Source organism: [Clostridium] celerecrescens 18A (assembly GCF_002797975.1).
GTDB classification, from domain to species: domain Bacteria; phylum Bacillota; class Clostridia; order Lachnospirales; family Lachnospiraceae; genus Lacrimispora; species Lacrimispora celerecrescens.
In genome coordinates this window covers 4629035-4651318 of sequence record NZ_PGET01000001.1, presented here as the reverse complement: position 1 = coordinate 4651318, position 22284 = coordinate 4629035, and the positions used below count along the sequence as shown (strand labels likewise).

General features: G+C 42.9%; 19 protein-coding genes and 2 tRNA genes. 3 read left to right on the top strand and 18 right to left on the bottom strand.

Translation table 11 applies throughout. The features are described from left to right. Positions 1-127: 127 nt before the first annotated feature. The 4 genes from H171_RS21160 to H171_RS21145 form a co-directional block, all read right to left on the bottom strand. The gene (locus H171_RS21160; protein ID WP_100306894.1) at positions 128-2122 is read right to left on the bottom strand and encodes an alpha-amylase family protein; all 1995 of its coding nucleotides are present in this window, start codon (positions 2120-2122) and stop codon (positions 128-130) included. Between the two features lie 27 nt (positions 2123-2149). Beyond that, positions 2150-2989, bottom strand: a complete 840-nt coding sequence (locus H171_RS21155) for a carbohydrate ABC transporter permease (protein ID WP_100306893.1) — start codon at positions 2987-2989, stop codon at positions 2150-2152. Between the two features lie 12 nt (positions 2990-3001). Further along, positions 3002-3886 (bottom strand): carbohydrate ABC transporter permease, encoded by an 885-nt coding sequence (locus tag H171_RS21150; RefSeq protein WP_100306892.1) that lies wholly within the window; start codon positions 3884-3886, stop codon positions 3002-3004. A gap of 103 nt (positions 3887-3989) precedes the next feature. Then, positions 3990-5315 carry an ABC transporter substrate-binding protein gene (locus H171_RS21145; RefSeq protein WP_100306891.1) on the bottom strand — a complete coding sequence of 442 codons (1326 nt, stop codon included), beginning with the start codon at positions 5313-5315 and terminating at the stop codon, positions 3990-3992. Positions 5316-5571: 256 nt separating this feature from the next. On the opposite strand from H171_RS21145, the gene H171_RS21140 reads away from it, so the two are divergent. Both H171_RS21140 and H171_RS21135 read left to right on the top strand, forming a co-directional pair. Next, on the top strand, positions 5572-7290 hold the full coding sequence (locus H171_RS21140; RefSeq protein ID WP_100306890.1) for a sensor histidine kinase: 1719 nt from the start codon (positions 5572-5574) through the stop codon (positions 7288-7290). Beyond that, on the top strand, positions 7280-8782 hold the full coding sequence (locus H171_RS21135) for a response regulator transcription factor (protein ID WP_100306889.1): 1503 nt from the start codon (positions 7280-7282) through the stop codon (positions 8780-8782). Before H171_RS21140 ends, H171_RS21135 begins: the two co-directional genes overlap by 11 nt. A 346-nt stretch (positions 8783-9128) precedes the next feature. Here H171_RS21135 and H171_RS21130 read toward each other — a convergent pair whose 3' ends face one another. Then, complete coding sequence (locus tag H171_RS21130) at positions 9129-10565, bottom strand: aspartate ammonia-lyase (protein ID WP_100307613.1); 1437 nt, start codon at positions 10563-10565, stop codon at positions 9129-9131. A gap of 147 nt (positions 10566-10712) precedes the next feature. Between H171_RS21130 and H171_RS21125 the strand changes: the two genes are divergently transcribed. Then, positions 10713-11672, top strand: a complete 960-nt coding sequence (locus tag H171_RS21125; RefSeq protein WP_100306888.1) for a LysR family transcriptional regulator — start codon at positions 10713-10715, stop codon at positions 11670-11672. 77 nt (positions 11673-11749) lie between these two features. Here the strand turns inward: H171_RS21125 and H171_RS21120 are convergent. The 13 genes from H171_RS21120 to H171_RS21060 all read right to left on the bottom strand — a co-directional run bounded on the left by H171_RS21120 (position 11750) and on the right by H171_RS21060 (position 22150). Further along, a tRNA-Leu gene (locus H171_RS21120) sits at positions 11750-11835 on the bottom strand. A 39-nt stretch (positions 11836-11874) separates the two neighbouring features. After that, positions 11875-11956, bottom strand: a tRNA-Tyr gene (locus H171_RS21115). An 82-nt stretch (positions 11957-12038) separates the two neighbouring features. Beyond that, complete coding sequence (locus tag H171_RS21110; RefSeq protein ID WP_100306887.1) at positions 12039-14102, bottom strand: glycoside hydrolase family 13 protein; 2064 nt, start codon at positions 14100-14102, stop codon at positions 12039-12041. A gap of 372 nt (positions 14103-14474) precedes the next feature. Beyond that, positions 14475-16292, bottom strand: a complete 1818-nt coding sequence (gene ftsH, locus H171_RS21105; RefSeq protein ID WP_100307612.1) for an ATP-dependent zinc metalloprotease FtsH — start codon at positions 16290-16292, stop codon at positions 14475-14477. Between the two features lie 12 nt (positions 16293-16304). Continuing rightward, positions 16305-16832, bottom strand: coding sequence for a hypoxanthine phosphoribosyltransferase (hpt, locus tag H171_RS21100; protein ID WP_100306886.1), 528 nt, complete (start codon positions 16830-16832; stop codon positions 16305-16307). Further along, positions 16825-18201, bottom strand: a complete 1377-nt coding sequence (gene tilS, locus H171_RS21095; protein ID WP_100306885.1) for a tRNA lysidine(34) synthetase TilS — start codon at positions 18199-18201, stop codon at positions 16825-16827. The genes hpt and tilS overlap by 8 nt, the downstream gene beginning before the upstream one ends. 74 nt (positions 18202-18275) lie before the next feature. Next, on the bottom strand, positions 18276-19691 hold the full coding sequence (locus H171_RS21090) for a SpoIIE family protein phosphatase (RefSeq protein ID WP_330398887.1): 1416 nt from the start codon (positions 19689-19691) through the stop codon (positions 18276-18278). Positions 19692-19980: 289 nt separating this feature from the next. Next, a complete protein-coding gene (locus H171_RS21085; protein ID WP_025230360.1) occupies positions 19981-20304 on the bottom strand; it encodes a septum formation initiator family protein in 324 nt (107 codons plus the stop codon). Between the two features lie 17 nt (positions 20305-20321). Continuing rightward, positions 20322-20678 (bottom strand): spore cortex biosynthesis protein YabQ, encoded by a 357-nt coding sequence (gene yabQ / locus H171_RS21080; protein ID WP_100306883.1) that lies wholly within the window; start codon positions 20676-20678, stop codon positions 20322-20324. Positions 20679-20774: 96 nt separating this feature from the next. Continuing rightward, complete coding sequence (gene yabP, locus H171_RS21075; protein WP_025230362.1) at positions 20775-21059, bottom strand: sporulation protein YabP; 285 nt, start codon at positions 21057-21059, stop codon at positions 20775-20777. Between the two features lie 89 nt (positions 21060-21148). After that, positions 21149-21388: an RNA-binding S4 domain-containing protein gene (locus H171_RS21070; protein WP_100306882.1), complete on the bottom strand. Its 240-nt coding sequence runs from the start codon at positions 21386-21388 to the stop codon at positions 21149-21151. Positions 21389-21391: 3 nt separating this feature from the next. Then, entirely contained in the window at positions 21392-21694 is a 303-nt protein-coding gene (locus H171_RS21065; protein WP_268875600.1) for an HU family DNA-binding protein, read from the bottom strand. Between the two features lie 63 nt (positions 21695-21757). Next, a complete protein-coding gene (locus tag H171_RS21060) occupies positions 21758-22150 on the bottom strand; it encodes a MazG nucleotide pyrophosphohydrolase domain-containing protein (protein WP_100306881.1) in 393 nt (130 codons plus the stop codon). Between the last annotated feature and the right edge of the window lie 134 nt (positions 22151-22284).

Sequence of the window (22284 nt, the reverse complement as noted above, 5' to 3'; positions counted from 1 at the left end):
GCGGCTTCCATTTTATTAGGTGATAATTGACAAGAAGCTTGGAATCATCTCACCCTCATAGTAAAATGGGACCAGGTTTATTCGATCCAGTGATCCTACTTGCTGGAATTAAAGATAGGAGCCGCAATTAAAATTGAATGCTTATCATACAATGTCCTTCAATTTTATCTAAACCGAAGGAAATATATTGTCCGTCTTTTACGAAAGGAACGGCTGTCTCTCCCGGAACCAAGTAAACGGCTGCCGGCTGCTTAGTACCTGTATATATTTTAAATTCCACTCCATACAGGGGGATGACATCTTCTACCGTAAAAATATCCTCAGATCGTTTTTCTGTAATATAATGAAGGATATGGAGAATATCCCGTTTTTCTTGTTCCTGATAATTTAAGGCTGTTATCATAGTAGAGGGACCGTTATGACTCACTAATTTATGTTCCAGGCACAATGCAACCGCATCCTCTAGCATTAGCTTGTACCATTTGGCGGCATTTTTCCGGTATAGTTTAAAGATGGGGTGAGCGAAATAAATTACATTTCCATTACGGATCACTTCCGGATATCCAACCTTCCCGGAAGAAGGTGCATGCTGGTGAGAGCAGAAGGTTTTTCCGGAACGGTCAAAATAAGGTTCTATTTTATCCATTAAAACCTCACCGCCGTTTGCCTCCACGTTATGCCCTCTTAAGTACATGACGTACTCTTCTTTATATAGATCTTTTCCAATGATCTGATTTGGCATCACAAATTCCCTGTAATACGGAGATTCTTCTTTCCATGTTATACCGTATATATTATCTTTGCTGTATTTGTTAAGGCAGGAATCATAGGAACCGATTACTTTACCCCCGTTAGCAATATAGTTCTTCATCACGTTTTCCAGCTCTTCATTGTAATAAATACAATCCGGTAAAATAATTAACTGATAGGAATCCATTGGCGTCTTACTGTCTATAACGTCAAACTGATAAGAAAGCTCCTGAAGCATTCTAACTGCTCCAATTAAAGATGGAGAGATTCCCAGGTTATATTCTCCCTCAGGATAGAATTCTTCCGGTGTAAGGACTGCTATCTCCGCTGCCGGCTTTGCCGCCCTGCAGTAAGGTTCTTTTTCCCTGACACTTTTATATACCTTCCCAATCAGGTCATAAACTCCTTCCGATAACCTGCCGCTTGGATGAAGCTGGTCTCCGATGGAACAGCCAGCCCCCATAGCCAGCATATTAAAACATTCCAGCTCAAGGGCCGCCTGATTCTTAAGGGAATGGAAATCCCCCCAGTAAGTATGGAACTTTCCGGTCATCCCTATCATATCCATTCCAAGGGTTCGTGCATATCTGCTGGTTGCCGGAAAATGGTCATAGCCCCATCCTCCGCTTGGCAAGGATTCCAATTCCAGATGGCTGTACTCCTTAAAATTATCCTTAGATGCCGGCCCCACATGGGAACTGTTATAGAAAACAGAGGCCTCAGGAATTCTCTCTTTAATAACAGCTGTAATTTCTGTTTTAAATTCCTCTAACATTTGCAGAGAATACTTTAATCTTGCCGCTTTCTTCCTGCTGTCCAGATGAAGATCCTCCATTTTCTTTTTACAATGGTCACAGCAGCAATCTACCTGAAATAATATATCCATAAAGAATCCGTCAATGTTCTCCACTCCTACCACATCCATAATATCATGGAGATGCTCTATAAAGAATTTACGATAACCGCTGTTTAAACAAATTGTATGATAAAAATGAGGCTCTTCCACATTCTGGGTATTGATATAATTTCCCTGCTCATCTAAGGAAAGCCATTCCGGATGTTCCCGCATGATTCGGCCATCCCATTGTACCGTGGTATAAATCGGCACTTTGATTCCCCTGTCATGGCAGGCCTTTATCTGATCTATTAACAGATTATGATTGGCAAGTCCGGGATGAATGAGGTCCGCATGTTTTCTGGATGGATAATACAGCCATCCATGATGACATCTTGCAAAGCAGGTAATGGAATCCACGTTGGCTTTTTCAAGTCTTTTGGCAAATTCCTCCCCATTAAAATCGGTTCCAACCTCTGGTATATATTCACTGGTGTGAAAATCCAGATGAACCTGTCTGAATCTTAAATTGTTCATTGCTTATCCTCCTGATCTCAACATTGTTTATTCTTTTACGGCCCCTGCTGCCAGTCCGCCCTCTACTTTTTCCTGGAATAACAGGTAAAGAATCAGAGGCAACGCTACCGTAATTACAATAGCTGCCATTAATGGACCGTAATCACTACCTCTTTCACCGTTAAAATTCAGCAGCCCCAGGGAAATAGGCTTCAATTTTTTATCGTTGATAAACAACAGCGGGAATAAAATATTATTCCAGGCCGATAAGAAATTAAAGATTGAAATAGTAGATAATGCAGGAACACAAAGCGGCAGTATCACCAGCCTATATACCTGGAAATACGTTGCACCGTCGATTACTGCCGCTTCCTCCAGGGAACGGTTGACGCCTTTCATAAAATTAGTCATCAAAAGAATACTAAAAGGAAGACTAAATGATACATAGATTAGAATCAGGGCCAGTATATTGTTTTTTAAGTTTAAGGCACCTATAATATAGGCAACAGGTACCAATACCGTATGCATGGGAACCATCATACCCACGGTAAAGAATAAAAGCAAAAACTTATTACCCATAAAATCGAACCTGGATAAAACATATGCCGCCATGGAAGCCATGATTGCCAAAATAATGACAGTAGCACCGGCCTGCAGGATACTGTTAATGAAATACCGGCTCATATTGGCTTCTTTCCAGGCTACGATATAATTGACAAACTGCGGTACCTTGGGCAGCGCAAATGGGTCTGAAAAGATTTCAAGCTTTGTTTTCACAGAGGATAATAAGGTAAAAACCATCGGCATGGCAAATACTACTGTCATTACCAGCAGATATAAGTACATAATGACTTTACCAGGTTTGCTCTTTGATTCTGTTTTTTTCATAGCTCTCCTTCCTTACTCGTGTTTACGGGACATGATTAAATTACTTCCTAATGTTCCTGCCAGGCAGGCAATCAGAATAATAATGCCTATAGCGCTTCCAAGTCCATAATGGCTGTATTTGAATGCCTCATTGTACATTAATGTTGTAGGAAGATTCGTCAGGCCGTTTGGCCCTCCGCCGGTCATGGCAAATACCAGGTCAAAAACTTTTACAGAACCGATAATATCCATCAAAATGCACATGGAAATTGTAGATTTTAACATAGGAACCGTAATCTCAAAGAACTTATGAACGGCAGTCGCTCCGTCGATAGAGGCTGCCTCATATAGCTCATCAGAAATGGTAGTAAGTCCCGCAAGGAGAATGACCATATAGTAGCCGATGCCGGCCCATATATTAACAAATACAATGGTATTCATAGCGGTTGCAGGATCCACCAGCCAGGGGACCACCCGGTCTGCCAGACCAATGTTCTTTAGCAAGGCATTGAGGGAACCGGTGGGCATGAACACAAAGTACCACATCAAGCCGACGGAAGTTAACGGAAAAACCGTAGGTACAAAAAAGAGAGCCTTAAATGCACGGTATCCTTTACACTTGGTATTAATTGCAACCGCCGTTAATAAAGCAATGGGTGTATGGAATAATACGCTGAAGAATACCATTTTTACCATATTTTTAATGGAAAGTAAAAAGTCCGCGTTATGGAACGCATCGATATAATTTTTAAGTCCAACAAATTTGAGAGCTGCACCCGAGATACCATTCCACTCAACCAGCGAAAAGTAAAACGCCAGAATTAAAGGTACAATTTGAAATAAAAGATATACGGTCAATGCCGGCAGTAAAAACAGTGCTATGTACATTTTCACTTTCCTGTTTTTTAATGTTATCAATGAAATTCCTCCTTATAATGAAAAGGAATTTCATAATTCAATATCAAATATAGTCAGAAGTATCTACATATATTTAGAAATGAATTGTGAAATTCCAGATCATTTATTTTGCGTTATCAATCTCAGCCTGGATTACTGCTGCCGCATCCTGGGCAGAGGCCCCTGTAAATAAGCTTACAATTGAATTTCTTGTTCTATCCTGCATGGAAGTCAAAGGATCAAAGTCGAAAACGTCGACACCGATTCCTTCAGACGTTCCTCCAATCTCTACATTCTGGATAAATAAGTCGGTACATTTTGACTTATCCAAGTCCAGATCGGTTCTTGGAATTAAGAAAGCCGCTTCTTCTGCAAATCTCTTAGCTGCCTCTTTACCGGTTAACATTTTTAATAATTCAATCGTTAAGTCTAACTCTTTTCCTTCTAATTTACCGCTTACCATGTAAGGACTCAGGATCTGCATATCCTGATTTTTAAATTCAGGTTTTTCTTCAAAATAAGGGAACTTTGCAACCTTAACATTATCTGACACAGGCGTGGCGGATTTATCTGTAAATGTGCTGATGTTCCAAGGTCCGGTAATCACCATTGCAGCTTCCCCCTGCTGAAATTGAGTTAATGCAATATTATCTGTGATACCTGCCGCACTTGGATCAAAGGCTCCTGCATCGATTAAGTCTTTTTCAAACTGTAATGTCTGGACAACACCCTCATCCGTCCACTTCATCTCTCTGTTTCCCAATAATTTAGCAGCTTCTGTTCCCATCCATTTATAGAAGATCTGGTCATGTAAATGACCCGCCATATAAGTGGACTGGGCTCCCATTGCGATTGGGATAATTCCGTTTTCTTTTAACTTTGCAATCGCGTCTAACAGCTGTTCCCAGGTCTCCGGGAATTTTTCAATTCCTGCTTTCTTAAAAAGCATTTCATTATAATAAACGCCAATCAGGCCAGATTCCATTGGAATTGCATAGGTGCCTTCATGCCCCGGTACCTGATAATAGGAAAGGGAACCTTCCGTAAATCCACCGCTCCATTCTTTGTCTGCATCAAGATATGGCTGTAGATTTAATAATAAGCCGTTATCGATATAGTCGGAAAGATTTGCAACACCCTGGATTCGGAAGATGTTAGCCATGGTTCCTGAAGCAATATCAGTCGTCAGGATATTATTAAATGCCGATTCATCACCCTGGGAGTCATCAATGATGGTTACTTCTGGGTGTTTACTTTTAAATTCATTAATGATATCGTTATAAATACCTACCTGAGTTGAAGTACCTGCCATTCTTGTTAAAAGCCTGATCGTAACCTTTTCATCACCTGATTCCTTGTTTGCGCTGTCTGTTTTCGACCCGCAGGCTGTCAGCATAGAAAAACTCAGTACGCCTGTTAATGCCAGAGCCATTACTTTTTTTATTTTCATAAATTTATTTCCTCCTTTTTTATTTCAGATTTCCATCCCTCTTCACAATCCCATTATAGAAAAATATCACCATACAATGAATGGTCATTTTATAGTTTTTATGTATATTTTACATATGACTTTACCAAATTAATCGTTCAATAGTTCAAGTTCACAAATTCAATATGGACACAGTCAATAAAATGTACTAATATTACTGTTATATTTAAGTCTTCCATGAAATCAAATCACGCATTGCATACAGAAGGGAATCCATATGAAGGCTCAAAAAATAACTTCTATTAATTCGAGATTTTTCCGGTCTATGTTTCAAACGCTGCTGTTATTCATCATAATATTATTGATCAGTACTTCTGTCGTATTTTATAAACATACTCTGGCATTAGAGACTAATTCTGCTGTCCGGCAGCTGGATTACATTTCCAGCCAGCTGGATTATTATCTCGCATCTGTTCATAATTATTCCAAAACTATTATAACGGATAAGAGCGTACAGGCCATTGTATCTAAATTTAACAACAATAACAAGGAGTTTAATGCCATCGACCAGATGAATCTGAAAACCGAGATCAATCATATCATCCAGTCCACTCCCTTTATTCATTCTGTCAGCATCTACTCACCGGAACATGCGCTGATTGCTACCACGGAAATATATCCCTACCCTTTAAATCTTCGGAATGCTTCCGCATCAGACCGGAAAATCTGGATACCAGAGATAAAGTACTCCAATAAGGATCGTGACACGGAAATACATGTCCTGTCTCTCATGCTGCCGTTTTACAGCAGCGCCACAGGTACTATGCTTGGATATGTGGAAATCGCCATTCCTGAAAGTACAATTTCGGCTATCTATAAGGATAATGCAAGCAACTTCAGCAGGCTTTTTATTGTAGACTCAGATGGCAATGTACAAAGCTCAGATGGTTCCATTCCATTAATGAGGCGCTATGAGAATATTAATAAACTTAACAACAACAAGAGCAATTACAAGCTGACTATGAGCACGATTATTTTTTCTGAATATTTTCATGAGCTGAACTGGTATCTCGTCAACGAAATCAATCTGCTCTATTTTTTACAGCCAACCTTTTCCACCTTGGGAATATCCATTATTATGGCCCTGCTCTGTATTATTGCCTGTCTTAATGTCTCCCGTAAAGTATCCCGCACAATTACTTCTCCGATCTACCAGCTGATCTCTCATACCCAGAGGGTAAAGGAGGGAGAATGGGTTCCATTCAATGAATCCTATAGCGATAGTGATATCGGTCTTCTTTTCGAGGAATTCAACAGCATGATTATAGCGCAGAAAAAGTTAAAGAATGATTTACTGAATTCAGAAAAAATGAAGAATAAAGTAGCCCTGGACCTGCTACAGCAGCAGGTAAACCCTCATTTTTTATATAATACTCTGGACAATATCTGTTCCCTTGCAGAAATAGACGAAAAGGAGACTCTCATCGACCTGGTCATGAATCTTTCTGCGTTTTACCGTCATGGCCTAAGCAACGGTCACACCCACATTACGGTTAAGGAGGAACTGGCGATTACCGAAGCCTATCTAAGAATCATGAAAGTGAGATACTATAACCGGTTTGACTTTCATATCACCTATGATTCCAGTATATCAGACTATCCCTGCCTCAAGCTTTTATTGCAGCCCATCGTGGAAAACAGTATCTATCACGGAATCAAAGAACTGAATGGAAAAGGTCAATTAGATATTCTTGTAACGGAAACTCCCGATTCCATTTTATTCACCATCCGGGATAACGGAATCGGAATCCGGGAAGAGGATTATGAACGTATATGGACTACAGGTAATACTCATTTTGGTATCAAAAATATTCACCAGAGAATCCAACTCTATTACGGCAGCGAATATGGTCTTGCCATTGCCAATCATCCTAAGGGCGGCTGTATCTCTACCATAACCATTGGAAAAAAGGAGGTATCCACTGATGCCACTTAATATTATAATTGCAGATGACGAGTACTTTATCAGACAACGAATTATCAAAATCATTCCACGGGAAGAATTGGCCATTCATTTTATAGGGGAAGCCGAAAACGGTATAGAAGTTCTTGAATTATTAAGGCAGCATCCGGTTGACCTTATCCTTCTGGATATTAAAATGCCCCGTATGAATGGAATTGAAGTGGCGGAATCGGTATACAGGAATTACCCTTCCACCAAGATTATTCTGTTATCTGGCTATAATGACTTTGAATATGCACGTTCCGCCATGCGGTTCGGAGTCATGGATTATCTGCTAAAGCCTGTAGACGCTTCTACCTTAACCGCTGTTTTAAGGGATACCAAAGAGAAAATAGAATTGTTAAAAAAACAACAGAAACAAATTCAAAAGTTTTATCACTTTGAAAAATGCACTTTCCTATCCAATGTACTGAATGGCTGTCAAAGCATCGAACAATTAACTGCCAGATATCCCGAGGTGGCAGACTATGATTTCACCCTTTATTTAGGCGCTTTTATCTATGAAGAAAATGAAGATTTTATAACAGAACTGGTAGCTGAGATCCGTCGTCATGGACTAGACTGCGAATATTTTAAGGAGCTGGATTATGCCTATACCATACAATTTTTCCTTCATAGGAAAGAGGAACGGCAGCTGTTAAAAGAAGCTCTGGAAAACGAAATGCCAAAATGCCCCTCCTACATATTTTTAGCTCTGGGAGACTGTATCCCATTGGCAGAATCCTGGCTGCCTGATTATAAAAAAAATCTTTACGCCCTCAGCCACAGGTATTTTAATCCTGAATCGAAGCTTATCCTGACTGAAGAACTTACCTGGGAAAGTAGATCCGCTGATTTATCGAAGGTAAGACAAACGATTCTATATTATTTAAACAGCAAGGATCCAAAGGGGCTGGATGCTTATATCCAAAGCCTGTTTTCCCCGGTAGAAGAAGCACATGATGTAAAATTTCTATATTTAATCGTTACGGAATTTTTTACTACTTATCATATCCATTATGGCGGCCAGGTAGAATTCAGCCACAATCCGGCTGAATCTGCCTCCCAGATCATAGATGAAGAATATCGGCTGAACCAGGTTAAAAGCACCATTCTTGCATATGGGCGTTTATGCATGACTGAAAATGAGACCATCCCTTCCGACCTCTCCTTAAGCAAAAAAATCATTTTATATATTGATGAACATTATTCCGATCCGGAATTAACCGTAACCCGGCTTGCAAACTTATTTCAATTAAATCCTTCCTATTTGGGCAGTGTTTTTAAAAAAGTAAATAATGAATCCCTGCTTCAGTATATCACCATGATACGTATGGAAGCTTCTAAGAAATTATTGGAATCCAATCAATATAAAATATCGGACATTGCGGAGCTGGTAGGGTATACAGATGCTTTTTATTACAGCAAACGTTTTAAAAAAATGTTTGGTTATTCTCCGAAGGATTATTTGCTGCGTAAAAAATAAAATACAAAACAACCTGGACTAAGCAAAACCTTAAACTTTTGGTTTTTTGCTTAGTCCAATTATCTTTATGACATGGCCTTCGCAGCCATGTATACACCGAAAATTATCCAGCGCAAATTCAGCAAATGTTCAGCTGCCAAACATTGGCAATTCAGGAGGGAAAAATATTGGACTGTATATTGTAAAAAAAATTGTTGAGCTGCATCTTGGTGACTACGGAGCGGATTCGCAAGTAGGTAAGGGCAGTGTATTCTGATTCAGTTAACACAGTCAAAACGCCTGACGAACTCAAGGTTTCGTCAGGCGTTATATCGTTGTGAATCCACACCCCTTATAGGTACGGCGGTCACGCTTCCAGTTTTCTCTTTAATAATAAATTTTTCCCGGATATCCCTGGTTCTGTCATATGCACCGGATCCAGTATATGGTCCAGTTCTTCTTCACCTATTAATTTTTCCTGCAGAATCAGAGTTCTTACGGGTTTGCCGCTTAACATGGCTTTCTTAGCAATATCTGCCGCTTTTTGGTACCCTACATGGGGGCAAATCGCCGTAATGATCCCGACACTGTTATCTACCAGGAAACGGCATCTTGCTTCGTTAGCCGTAATGCCAGATACACAGTTATCTACAAATGTCTGTACGGCATAGGCAAGAGTGTCAATGGACTGGAACATACAATAAAAAATGATAGGTTCAAATGCATTTAATTCTAATTGTCCGGCTTCTACTGCCATGGTGATTGTTACATCATTTCCAATAATATTAAAGGCGACCTGGTTTACTACTTCAGGAATCACGGGATTTACTTTTCCAGGCATGATGGAGGAGCCATTTTGCTTAGCAGGAAGGTTGATTTCATGAAAGCCTGTTCTTGGTCCGGAAGACATCAGGCGAAGGTCATTGGCTATTTTAGACAATGTGACGGCGCAAGCCTTGACGGCACCTGATACAGCAACAAAAGAGTCGAGATTTTGTGTCGCATCTATCAGATCTGCAGCCTGCACTAATTCCATATTTGATACCTTTGCTAAATTAGGTACTATACGTTTCAGATAATTTACATCAGCATTGATTCCTGTCCCTATGGCTGTTCCACCCATATTCAAAGTACACATTTCTTCCATGGCTTTGTCCATGCGGCGGAGGTCACGCATAATTGCTGTTGAATAAGCTTTAAATTCCTGACCCAATCGAATGGGGACTGCATCCTGCATCTGGGTGCGCCCCATCTTCAGGACATGGTCAAATTCGTCAGCTTTTTCACAAAATGCCTGATGCAGCCGGAGAAGTTCTATTTTCAGTTTTTTAAGAAGCCTTAAAGAAGTCATTTTTCCGGCACTAGGAACGACATCATTCGTGGACTGTCCACAGTTTACATGATCATTGGGATTTACAATGGAATAATCGCCTTTTTGTCCGCCAAGAAGCTCAATCGCACGGTTTGCTATCACTTCGTTGGCATTCATATTCAGTGAAGTTCCTGCCCCGCCCTGAATCGGATCAACAATGAAGTCTTTGCGGAATTGTCCAGCCAGGATCTCATCACATGCCTGAATAATCGCTTCTGCAGTTGTTCTGTCCAGAAGTCCTATCTCAAGGTTCGTTATGGCTGCCGCTTTCTTTATGTAAGCCAGACTGTTAATAATTTCAGGGTGAATGTTAAGACCGGTAATATGAAAGTTTTCTGCCGCACGCATCGATTGTACGCCATAATACACATTCCCCGGCACATCTTTCATTCCTATGGAATCCTTTTCAATTCTGTAATCTATGTTATTTATGCTATCCAATGACCAATCCTCCGTTATCGGCAAAATACCGTTTTGTATTGTATTTATTATAAAATCTATTTATAATATAATCAAATACGTATATTTTTATAATTAGTATAATTCTAAAGTTATAGTATGAAACGGAGGAGGTTTACAGTGTTTAAGGGGATGGATTATGTATATATGGTTTACAAAGAGCAGAGTTTTTCAAAAGCCGCAAAAAAGCTGTTTATTTCACAGCCTTCGCTGAGCGCTACAATAAAAAGGATCGAGCTTAAAATTGGATATCCGATATTCGACAGAAGTACAAAGCCTTTGACCCTAACAGAATGCGGAAAAAAATATATTAAATCCGTGGAAGAAATGCTCTTTATTGAAAGTGAGTTTTACAATTTTGTAAATGACTGGGGAGATTTAAAAATAGGAGAGCTGATTTTAGGAGGAAGCAGCCTTTTTTCTTCATGGGTACTGCCCCCTTTAATGGGCGAATTTACAAAACGCTTTCCGATGGTTAAAGTTGAGTTGATTGAAGAGAGCACAGCGGAGTTGGCATTGTATCTTCAGAACGGCAGAATTGATTTGATGATTGATAATTGTTCTCTGGACAGAGGGATATTTGATAACAGTATTTACAAAAAAGAACATTTGCTTCTGGCTGTACCGAAAACCTTTGAAATAAACCGAAAAGCAGAGCAGTACCAGGTTCCGGTGCAGCTGATTCCTGACGGCTCCTTTTTGGAAGAAATAATTAAGCCTGTACCGCTGAAGCTATTTGAAAAGGAACCATTTATAATGCTGAAGCCAGAGAACGATACAAGGAAACGTGCGATGGAAATTCTTCAGGAGCATGGCATTACTCCAAATATTGTATTTGAACTTGACCAGCAGCTTACCTCTTACAATATAACATGTTCGGGAATGGGAATATCCTTTATCAGTGACACACTGATAGCACAGGTTCTTTCTCATCCAAATGTTGTTTATTATAAGATCGAAAGTGAAATTTGCCATCGGAATCTATATTTCTATTGGAAGACGGGTAGACGTTTCACCCGGGCAATGGAGGAGTTTTTGAAAATCGCGGGGAGTGGTCAAAAGATGAATGATAGGGCTTAATGTTAAATGAGCTTTTCTCTTATGTCAGACAACAAAAAACCTTGTACTCCATATCAGAGTACAAGGTTTTTTCATCATGCCGGCGACCGGAATCGAACCGGTACGGGAGGTAAGTCCCGCAGGATTTTAAGTCCTGTGCGTCTGCCTGTTCCGCCACGCCGGCATTCTCATATACCGTTTTATTCTTTACAACGGTACGGACTGGGTGGAGAAGGATTCGAACCTTCGAAGTCGTCGACAACAGATTTACAGTCTGCCCCCTTTGGCCGCTCGGGAACCCACCCATGCTCTTTTAATAAGCAAGCGAGTGTTATTTTATCACAGGGGCATTAAAAAATCAAGGTTTTTTTTAGAAAAATAAAATTTCTAATCCCGTTCAGCTACCAGCAAAACAGAGCTCGTTCCCGGCATAGAGACAAGCACCTGGCCGTCCTTTACCTCATAAGGAATTTTACCTACATTATATCCGTTTTCATAGGTCAGCATGTACCGGGACATGATTTCCCCATCCTCCATTCCCAACTGCCATACAGGGATCCCGACCTGCCGTTCTTCCGGAAGATTGTTGACCGCCACGGCGCAAATGCTGTCCTTTAAGAAACGCCCGTAGGAGATAAGGTGACTCCCGGCCAAAAGCTGCTTCAAGGACCCAAGACGCAAAGCCGGTATGCTGTGATGAAGCCCGGTCATATACCGGTGAAACTCGATCAGTTCCAAATCCTCTCTGCCCCAGGGATAGGTTCTCCGGTTATCCGGATCCGTCCAGCCGCAGACACCGGCCTCGTCTCCGTAATAAATCGTTGGAGCGCCAGGCCAGGTCATCTGGATCATGACCGCTTCCCTGAAAATCCCATTGTTGATGCCCTGAGAGGCAGCTTCCGGACCTACAGTGGAAGTCCGCCCCACCCGGCCGTTGGTTCTGGTCATAAAACGGGAATGGTCATGATTTGACAGCTCATTCATGGCTACCTGAACGGAACCTGTCATCATGCGGCTCATATGGTAGTTCATGGACTTAAAGAAACTTTCCCCATCCCCAAACAGACTGGGGTTTCTTTCGTCGCTGTGCTTTTCCATGCCTGTCAAAAACCAGGTTACCGGCTCCATGAAGGCATCATAGTTCATGACCGTATCCCACTGGTCCCCCTGAAGCCAGCTGGACGGGTCCCCATAATGCTCTGCCAATACGATGGCCTCCGGATTGGCCTCCTTTACCGCCTTACGGAAATCTCTCCAGAACTTATGGTTGTATTCGCTGCTATGTCCCAAATCTGCCGCTACATCAAGCCGCCATCCATCTACATGGTAGGGTGGCGAAACCCACTTTTTTGCAATCTGCAGGATATACTCATACAAAGTCCGGGAATCCTCATAATTAAGCTTTGGAAGGGTTGCATGCCCCCACCAGCCGTCGTAGGAACCATTATACGGCCAGGCTTCTTCATCGTAAAATTTAAAAAACGACCGGTATGGACTGTCCTTTGACACATAGGCTCCCGGCGCGTAGGTTCCGGACATCTCATAGATCCGTTCTCCATCCAGCCATTTATTAAAAGAACCGCAATGATTAAATACCCCATCCAGGATGACCCTCATCCCTCGTTTGTGCACCTCTTCCACAAACCGGGCAAAAAATTCATTACTGGCTTCTAAATTCTCTTTATCTGTCGTTCGGATCATGTATTTTACAGCATGCCGGTTATCCTCTGCATCAGACGCTACCGTCTGCCCTCCATCCTTAACGATCAAGCCGTAATGAGGATCAATGTAATCATAATCCTGGCAGTCATACTTATGATTGGATGGTGATACAAAAATGGGATTAAAATATATTACATCTACGCCAAGACTCTTTAAATAATCCAGCTTATCCCATACTCCCTGTAAATCGCCGCCATAAAAATATCCCACATCCATCTGGTTGGGAAATTTCCCCCAATCCTGGACCTTGGATACCGGGCGGCCAATATATACATACTCCCCGTCTACCACATCATTGGCCGCGTCTCCGTTGCAGAACCGGTCTACGTAAATCTGATACATGACGGCTCCTTTGGCCCAGTCAGGAGTGGAAAAACCTGGGACAATGCGAAAGCAAAACCCTTCCGGATTATCCCCGGAAATACCCAGCCGGTTATAGTAGCAGACTTCACTACCCTTAATCACTTTAAAGCTGTAGCTGATTTTCTCCTGTCCTGCCGTCAATCTATGTTTATAATAATCAAACAGCCCGTCAGACTCTGCCTTTTCCATGGCCGTCTCCCCGCTTAACCCCTCCTGGATATAACAGACCTGGTCCACATTGTCCTTTGCCGTCCGGAAAAACAGTATCACATCATCTCCCACACAGGGCTCTGCCGGGAATCGGAAACTTTCTGTCTCATCAGTGAATAACGCATCTCTATTTAACGCCTCAGCCTGGAAGCACATATGATTTACATTTCCTTTCTCGTCATCTATACGTTCTATTTTATCCGATTGAATCAAAATATACAACCCTGCCTTTTTAAGTAAAAAGCAGAAAAAACGGCCAGCGGGGCAGCTGACCGTTTTTCGGAGAAGGTATTTCGTTTCTTATGGGGTGTAGCAAAAACTATATAATGTATTGGGGGGGTTTACGATTATTACTATAACACGACTGAGAAAATAAGTGTGCACAAACATCATTTTTTTACCTTTGATTTTTTATGCATTTTTCCTTTCGCCCCGCACTAAACACAAAAAAGCGCAGATTCCGGGATGGAAACTTAGATATTTTCCCGGACTCTGCGCTTTTATCTTTCATAAGCCTGCAGAAGGTACTTACCCTTCCGCTACAGCAGAAAACAAATTTTCAAATTCTTTCTGGCCAATCTTTTCTTTTTCCATGAGCAGCTTACAGCAGGCGTGGAGAACCTCTTCATGTTTTAAGATAATGTCCTTTGCCTTTTCATAGCACTCATCGATGATTCGTTTTACTTCATTATCAATGGTATTGGCCACCTGGCCGCCGTAGCTCTTGGCATGGGCCAGATCACGGCCGATAAAGACTTCATCGCCCTCATTGCCATAATTGATCATACCCACTTTATCAGACATTCCATACTGGGTCACCATAGCCCGGGCCGTAGCTGTGGCCTGCTTGATATCCTGGGAAGCTCCGGTGGTGATATCGCCGAAAATGAGCTCCTCTGCGATCCTTCCCCCTAAATCCACCATGATATCCTGGAGCATCTTACCCCTGGTATTGAACATATGATCATTTTCCGGTAATGGCATGGTATATCCGGCAGCTCCGATTCCCGTAGGAATGATGGAAATGGTATGCACCGGTCCCTCATCCGGAAGCAGATGGAATAAAATCGCATGGCCTGCTTCGTGGTAAGCCGTAATCCTCTTTTCCTTTTCGGTTATAACCTTGCTCTTTTTCTCGGCTCCGATTCCAACCTTTACAAAAGCTCTGTCAACATCAGCCTGGCTGATAAATTTTTTGCTGTGTTTGGCCGCATAGATAGCGGCTTCATTCATGAGGTTCTCCAGATCCGCACCGGTGAATCCCGCTGTCGTCTGGGCGATTCTCTTTAAATCCACATCTTCTCCTAAAGGTTTTTCCTTGGAATGAACCTTTAAGATTTCTTCTCTCCCTTTTACGTCAGGCCTTCCGACCCCTACCTTCCGGTCAAAGCGTCCGGGACGCAGTATTGCCGGGTCCAGAATATCCACACGGTTTGTCGCAGCCATAACGATGATTCCTTCATTAATCCCGAAGCCATCCATCTCCACCAGAAGCTGGTTTAAGGTCTGTTCTCTTTCGTCGTGTCCGCCGCCCATACCGGTACCTCTGCGGCGGGCTACCGCATCGATCTCATCGATGAATATGATACAGGGGGCATGCTTTTTCCCTTCTTCAAACAGGTCTCTCACGCGGGAAGCGCCGACACCTACAAACATTTCCACAAAATCGGAACCGGAGATGGAGAAAAACGGCACTCCGGCTTCTCCTGCCACTGCCTTGGCAAGGAGGGTCTTTCCTGTTCCGGGTGGTCCTACAAGGAGGATTCCCTTGGGGATCCGGGCCCCTACACTGGTATACTTCTGAGGATTCTTTAGGAAATCAACGACTTCTTCCAGCTCCTCCTTTTCCTCTTCAAGTCCTGCTACCTTGCTGAAGTTCACCTTGTTGGCGTCCTTTGCAAGATGAGCCCGGCTTCTTCCAAAATTCATCATTTTGGCATTAGCGCTTCCTGCCCCTGCCCTGGCATTCATCAACATGAACAGAAAAACCAAGACTACCGCCGTTAAGATTAACGGTAGCGTAATCGTCAGGAATAAATTTTCCTTTTGTACCGCATCCACCGTATAGGTAATCCCATTGCGGTCCAGACGATCCTGGATCTCAATGACATTGGACACATTGGCCTGTTTTGTTGAGTTGTCAGTCATGGTCATCTCGATCCTTCCCGTTGGGGGCGGGTCGTTCTGCCTGATGGTTGCCGAGACTATGGTTCCATTATCAATTGCCTGCATCAGCTCCTGGTTGGTGATAATTCCGCTCTTTTGGGGCAGCCTACTGGCAAAGAAAAGCATGATGACCAGAAGGAGCAGAAAGCCCAAGCCTCTGAATGGTTGCTGTTGTTTCAACATGCTGCCTCCTTATTGCTGTTCTATAACTCCAATATATGGTAAATTCCTGTATATCTGATCGTAGTCAAGGCCATATCCAACGATAAATTGATCCGGCACGGTAAAACAGGTATATTTCACCTTGACCTGATCCTTCACCCGGCGCTCCGGTTTATCAAGAAGGGTACACAGCTCAATGCTGTTTGGATTTCTCTGCTTTAATACCTCAATCAGATAGGCCAGGGTATTGCCGGAATCAATGATATCTTCCACGATCAATACATCCTTTCCTTCAATGGGATCATCAAGGTCTTTGGTGATCTTAACGATTCCGCTGGACACCGTTCCGGCGCCGTAACTGGATACGGACATGAAATCCATGGTAAGAGGCAGATCAATCCTCTTTGCAAGCTCACAGGTAAAGAAAACACCACCCTTTAAAATACAAATCAAATGAAGTGGTTTTCCCTCATAATCTCTGCGGATCTCTTCTGCTATTTCTTTTACCCTTGCCGCTACTTCTTCCTCTGATAACAATATACGTATCTTATCATCCATTGTTTTTTCCTCCGTCTAACTGCATTTGTATTACTGTACGGGTATCATCTGTTATCTTATAATATTCACTGATCCGGTATCCGATGACCCAGAGGACATGGGAACCATCCGCTACCAGCGGTATTTTTTCCCGTTCCTCTCTCGGTATCTTCTCATGAATCATAAATTCTTTGACGGTCTTTCTGCCGCCTCCGGCCAGTGTCATGTAATCTCCGGTTTTTCGATACCTAACAGACAGTGCACATTTGATTTTATCATAATCAAACCATTTCGTATACCCGTTTTTGGGAATTTCCTGACCTTTTTTGTAGGGAAAAATCTTAAAATCCAGTTCTGGAAGAAAAACTGCTTTTCCCTTATCCACCGATCCTTCCTGTTTTTTCCTTTTTATCCACAAATCATCAAAAATGCGCACAGCAATAAGCCCGCATGGCAGATCCACCTGCCTGCCGGAAGAACCAAAAAGAAGCGCTGCTGCGCTTTCCACGTGAGTCATGGTAATATCCTTCATGGATTCATTGACAGTCCGGATCATGATCCGGATCACATAGTTCTTTATAATGTCATCTTCCGCCAAAAGGGCTTTTGCATCAACTCCCCGCGCCGTTATTATTCCGGCCTCATCCGTTTCCCTGACTCCCCAGGCCTTTAATATTCCTTCTGCCTGCTTTTCCAGATACGCATCTGCCTGAGCAGCCATCTCCCCTGCATGAAGAATGTTTTCCCCTGCCCGCCTGTTCACCTGTTCTCTGATCTCCGGCAAAATCCGGCTTCTAATGCGGTTCCTCACATAATCCGTCTGGGCATTGGTAGAGTCCTCACAATAAGATATCCCTTTTTCCGCCAGATATGCAAGAATTTCCTCCCTTCCAACAGACAGCAGCGGGCGGACGATTTTGTCCCGTACCGGGCGCATTCCTCCAAGCCCTTTTAACCCGGTCCCGCGGAACAGGTTATAAAGAATGGTCTCTGCCTGATCATCCCTGTGATGGGCCACCGCTATTTTTGTCCCTGAAAAGCCAAGGAGCTCCTTCTCAAAAATCTGGTAACGCAAATGCCTTCCTGCCTCTTCCACTGACATACCATGTTCCCTGGCATAAAGGGCTGCATCCACCCGGACACAGGCAAAAGGCACTCCCAGCGTTTCTGACAGCTTACCAGCGTAATCACTGTCCCTGTCTGCCTCTTTCCCTCTTAAGCCGTGATGGACATGAACCGCTTTTAATTCCAGCCCCAGCACTTCCTTAAGCTCGTTTAAGACTACAAGAAGACAGACCGAATCGGCTCCTCCGGAAAGCGCCACAATGACGCGGTCCCCCGGAGAAAACAGCCGGTTCCGTCTGATATAATCCAATATCGTTCTGTACATTCAGCCACCTTCCTTAGTTGATTTTCTCCCCTCTATATTATAAATATACCCACAAAACATGTCTGTTGCAATTATTATTTTCTTTTCCATATTCCGGCAGTGAGAACTGTCATATCATCCGCAGCCTTATCGCTGAAGGATCTTGCAAACAGGAGAATCCTGTCAGCCATATCCTGAGGATTTTTTACAGGCATTCCTGCAATGAATTCCTGCAGCATCAGTTCCTTTTCGTCTGCCGGAAGAGCGTCTAACACGCCGTCGCTCACCATGATGATCCGGTTATCATCCCATAGCTTTTTGGACAGGAGAACCGGCTCCACCGGATTTAGGATTCCCATGGGGACCTCACCTGCTTCCAAAAGCTCTACTCCCTTTTCACTGAGAATATAGGTGGCTGCCGCTCCCAGCTTCATGGCCTCCATGATCCCGGTTTTTAAATCAATGCAGCATAAATCCAAGGTGGCCGGATGTTGGGCGATCCCGGTGAGAAGCAGGACCGTATTGACCATTTTAAGGGCCGCCCTGGTGGAAAATCCGGCCTCAAGAAGCCTTTGAGTCAGCTCAATGACCTGCCTGCTTTCTTCTTCGGCCACTCTGCCGCTCCCCATGCCGTCTGACAGGCTCATGATAACCTGTCCCGGCTGGACTTGTCCAAAGGTATAATTGTCTCCGGATACCTCTTCTCCGCTTTTGACTGCTTTGGCCACACCATAAATGACCCGGTACTCTCCCTTTTCAACAAACCGTATGGTATCGGCCTGCTTGGTCACCAGGTTCCTGCCGTCAGGGGCAACCGTCCATTCCCCTTCCTCTATTGCATTTTCCAGGATCTCCGCAGCCTCCTTTACCGTCACACAACGGCCGTTCAAGGTCCTCATAGTGAGGAATGCTTCCCTCTGATGATTCTCGTATTCTAAAATGAGCATCTTCTCAATAATAATATGGTTGCGTCGAAAAGCCCGCTTAATTTCTTCATCCCAATCTGGAGTTATGTCAACAGAATGTTCCACCTGATGAGAAAACTCCTCCAAAATCACAGCCAGTTCCTTAAATTGGACGATCACCGCGTCGCGGCTTTCTAAAAAACGGTTCTTCCATGCCAGATTCATGGTGGCTCTGCCAAGCCCCCGGTTCAGCTGGACCATGTAGTCATCCTTCCTTTTACAGGTTTCCAGAAAAAAACGGGGCATGTCCCCGTAGTCCACACTCCCTTTTTGTTCAAATGCACGAACCAGATATTGCAGATAATATTGATTGTCCTGTTCTTTCCCGGAATACACAATGCATTTGTTGCAGCCTGCGCATACCATAGCCGCCGCCGTTTCAAGGGCCGCAATGCCGTCTTCCTTTGTAAGTCCCTGTTCTGCTGACAAGTCATCTGTACAAGCTTTGGCAAGTTCTCCCAAGGAACTGGCCATGTCGTTTAATCTTTTTGCCGTATATACATTCACATCAGCCATATCATGATGTGCCGCCTTACGTCTGAACACAAAAATCCCTCCTGCCTGTATCATGCTTTAAACCATATTATGAAAACATGTTTTCATAATCGGATGGATGGTGCAATAACAGCACCTTTTTATGAGAAAATAAAATACAGTTTCTCATAAACCACATTATATACAGGCAGAAGGAAAATATTTGTCAAAACGGCTGACTCATGTTCTAAAATCGTACGACAGCTTTCCCCTTTATTGTCCAGGCTCTCTGGACATAGAGGGATACCCGAAGGGTGTTTCCCCATTATTGTCCGGGCTCTCTGGAAATAGGGGGATAGCACTACTGCCTACGCGACGGCTTCAGTAAAATCTCGTCAGGATTAACAAGACCCAGCTTCTGCTTTGCGACTTCTTCAATATATTGTTTGGTTTGGACATAAACCCGGTATTCCTCTAATTTTTGAGACCGTTCCTCTTCCTTGTCCACCTGGGCCTGAAGATTCTCCAGACGGAGCTCATATTCCCGCTCCTTTTCTTTTAACGTGACTCCCTTAATGGTAACAATCACAGCAAGGCTGAATACGACAAAGGTAATGCCGATGATCGTCATTCGATTGCCCCACCTATCTTTTCTCTTTCGTCTTGATTTTCCCATTTTGTCCATACGATCACCAATCACCTTTAATGCCGGTTCTTTCTTCGGTTACAACCGTCCACCTTTATTTTAAGATATTTTCGGAAATGTTTCAAGAGCTTTATGAAATGTTTGCTTACTATTTTATCATATAAAAACATTCCTATAAATACTCCAGCAACGGCGTACCCTCTTAATCCTCCGTCATTCTGTTCATACAGCAGAGAAAACGTGACTAAGGCCGCATAAACCCAGTATATCATGTCCTCTATTCCTATAAACACATAGGAATGAGGAATAAAAATACGGAAAATGCGTAGCAGGTCATATGTTATCATAAGCCCTGCGCCTGTTAAGAAGCTGTAGAGCAGAAGTTTTACTTCGTATACGATATGAACGCTCATATGACTCCTTCTGGGCATAATTTTCTTAGCAAAGCGCCGGCTGGGCTTAGAAAATCAACCGTTCGATGAACCGCCGGGCGAATCGAACTTCCTTTTTTATTTAAACAGCCTGGAAATCATGGATTCCCCTGACCTGCGCAGAGCTTCATTGGAGGAATAGGTAAGACTTTCAATATTGCCGTTTAAATCCACTTCCCCTTTTTCAAGAGTCAGGCGGCTGACGTGGAGCCCCTTTCCCTTTAAAGTCAAAAGTCCCATGTCCGTATCAAGAACTACCTGGTTTTCATCAAAGGACACCACTTCCCGTATTCCTGTCATCGTACCGGAACCCCGGTTTTCTATTGTGAGTCTGTGAGGACGGATATTCACCTTTTCTTCCATACAAAAACCTCCTAATATACCTGTCTTAAGTATATTAGGAGGTACGCTCCAATATTACTGAAATTTATCGTACGTATCGAAACTGTGAACTAGAGATAACGATATAGCTCTTTGGCTTCATCCTTTTTAACCGTTTCCGCTACATCAAGAACCTCAACCTTTACAGAGCTAGTCCCAAAATGGATCTCTATGATGTCGCCTTCCTTAATGTTTAAGGAAGCTTTCGCAGGCTTTCCACCTACAAGCACACGGCCTGCATCACAGGCTTCGTTCGCTACGGTTCTTCTCTTGATCAGACGAGAAACCTTGAGAAACTTATCCAGTCTCATGGATTAAGCGTTCACCATATCCTTTAAAGCCTTTCCAGCTTTAAATTTTGGTGTCTTGGAAGCAGGGATGTTCATAACTTCGCCGCTCTTTGGATTTCTTCCCTCTCTTGCCGCTCTTTCAGATACCTCAAATGTACCAAAACCAACTAACTGGATCTTCTCGCCTTTAACCAGTTCTTCAGATATTACATCTGTTAAAGCTTTAACTGCCTTCTCTGCATCCTTTTTGGACAGCTCTGCTTTTTCTGCGACTGCTGCGATTAACTCTGCTTTGTTCATTGATATCTTCCTCCTAGAATGTAGCACCAGGCTACGATTTTTCGCATAACACGATTACTATATCATTTATAGCTGTTTCTCCCGTTTTTGTCAAGGTTTTTCGCACTTTTGAAGGGCTTTCTCCTGCTTTTTTATTGCATCCCAAAGCGCTTGTCCCTCCAGCTGCAAACCTGCATTTTCTCCTCCAAAAACATGGGGGTGTCTGCGTATCATTTTTTTACAGATTCCATTTACCACATCATCAGTGGAGAAGTCTCCCTGCTCCTTTGCAATCTGGCTGTAAAGCATTACCAGAAACAGGATATCTCCCAGTTCTTCGCAAAGGTTTTCCATATCCTCATGATCAATGGCATTAAGAACCTCCCTGCTTTCTTCTTCAAGGCATTTTTTCAGACTCTCATAGGTCTGCTCCCTGTCCCAGGAACAGCCTTTTTCAGATCGCAGTTTATTTGTAATATTTACTAAATCTTCAAAAGTATACATGTTCGGCCTCCTTTTGCCTTTATTATATCATGACACGGCTGTCCATGGGATCAGGCTTTTTTTAATTCTGAAGATTTTCTGACAATTGTTTCTCCCCCCTGTTAAAAAAGTGCCTGTTCTTATATAATAAGAGA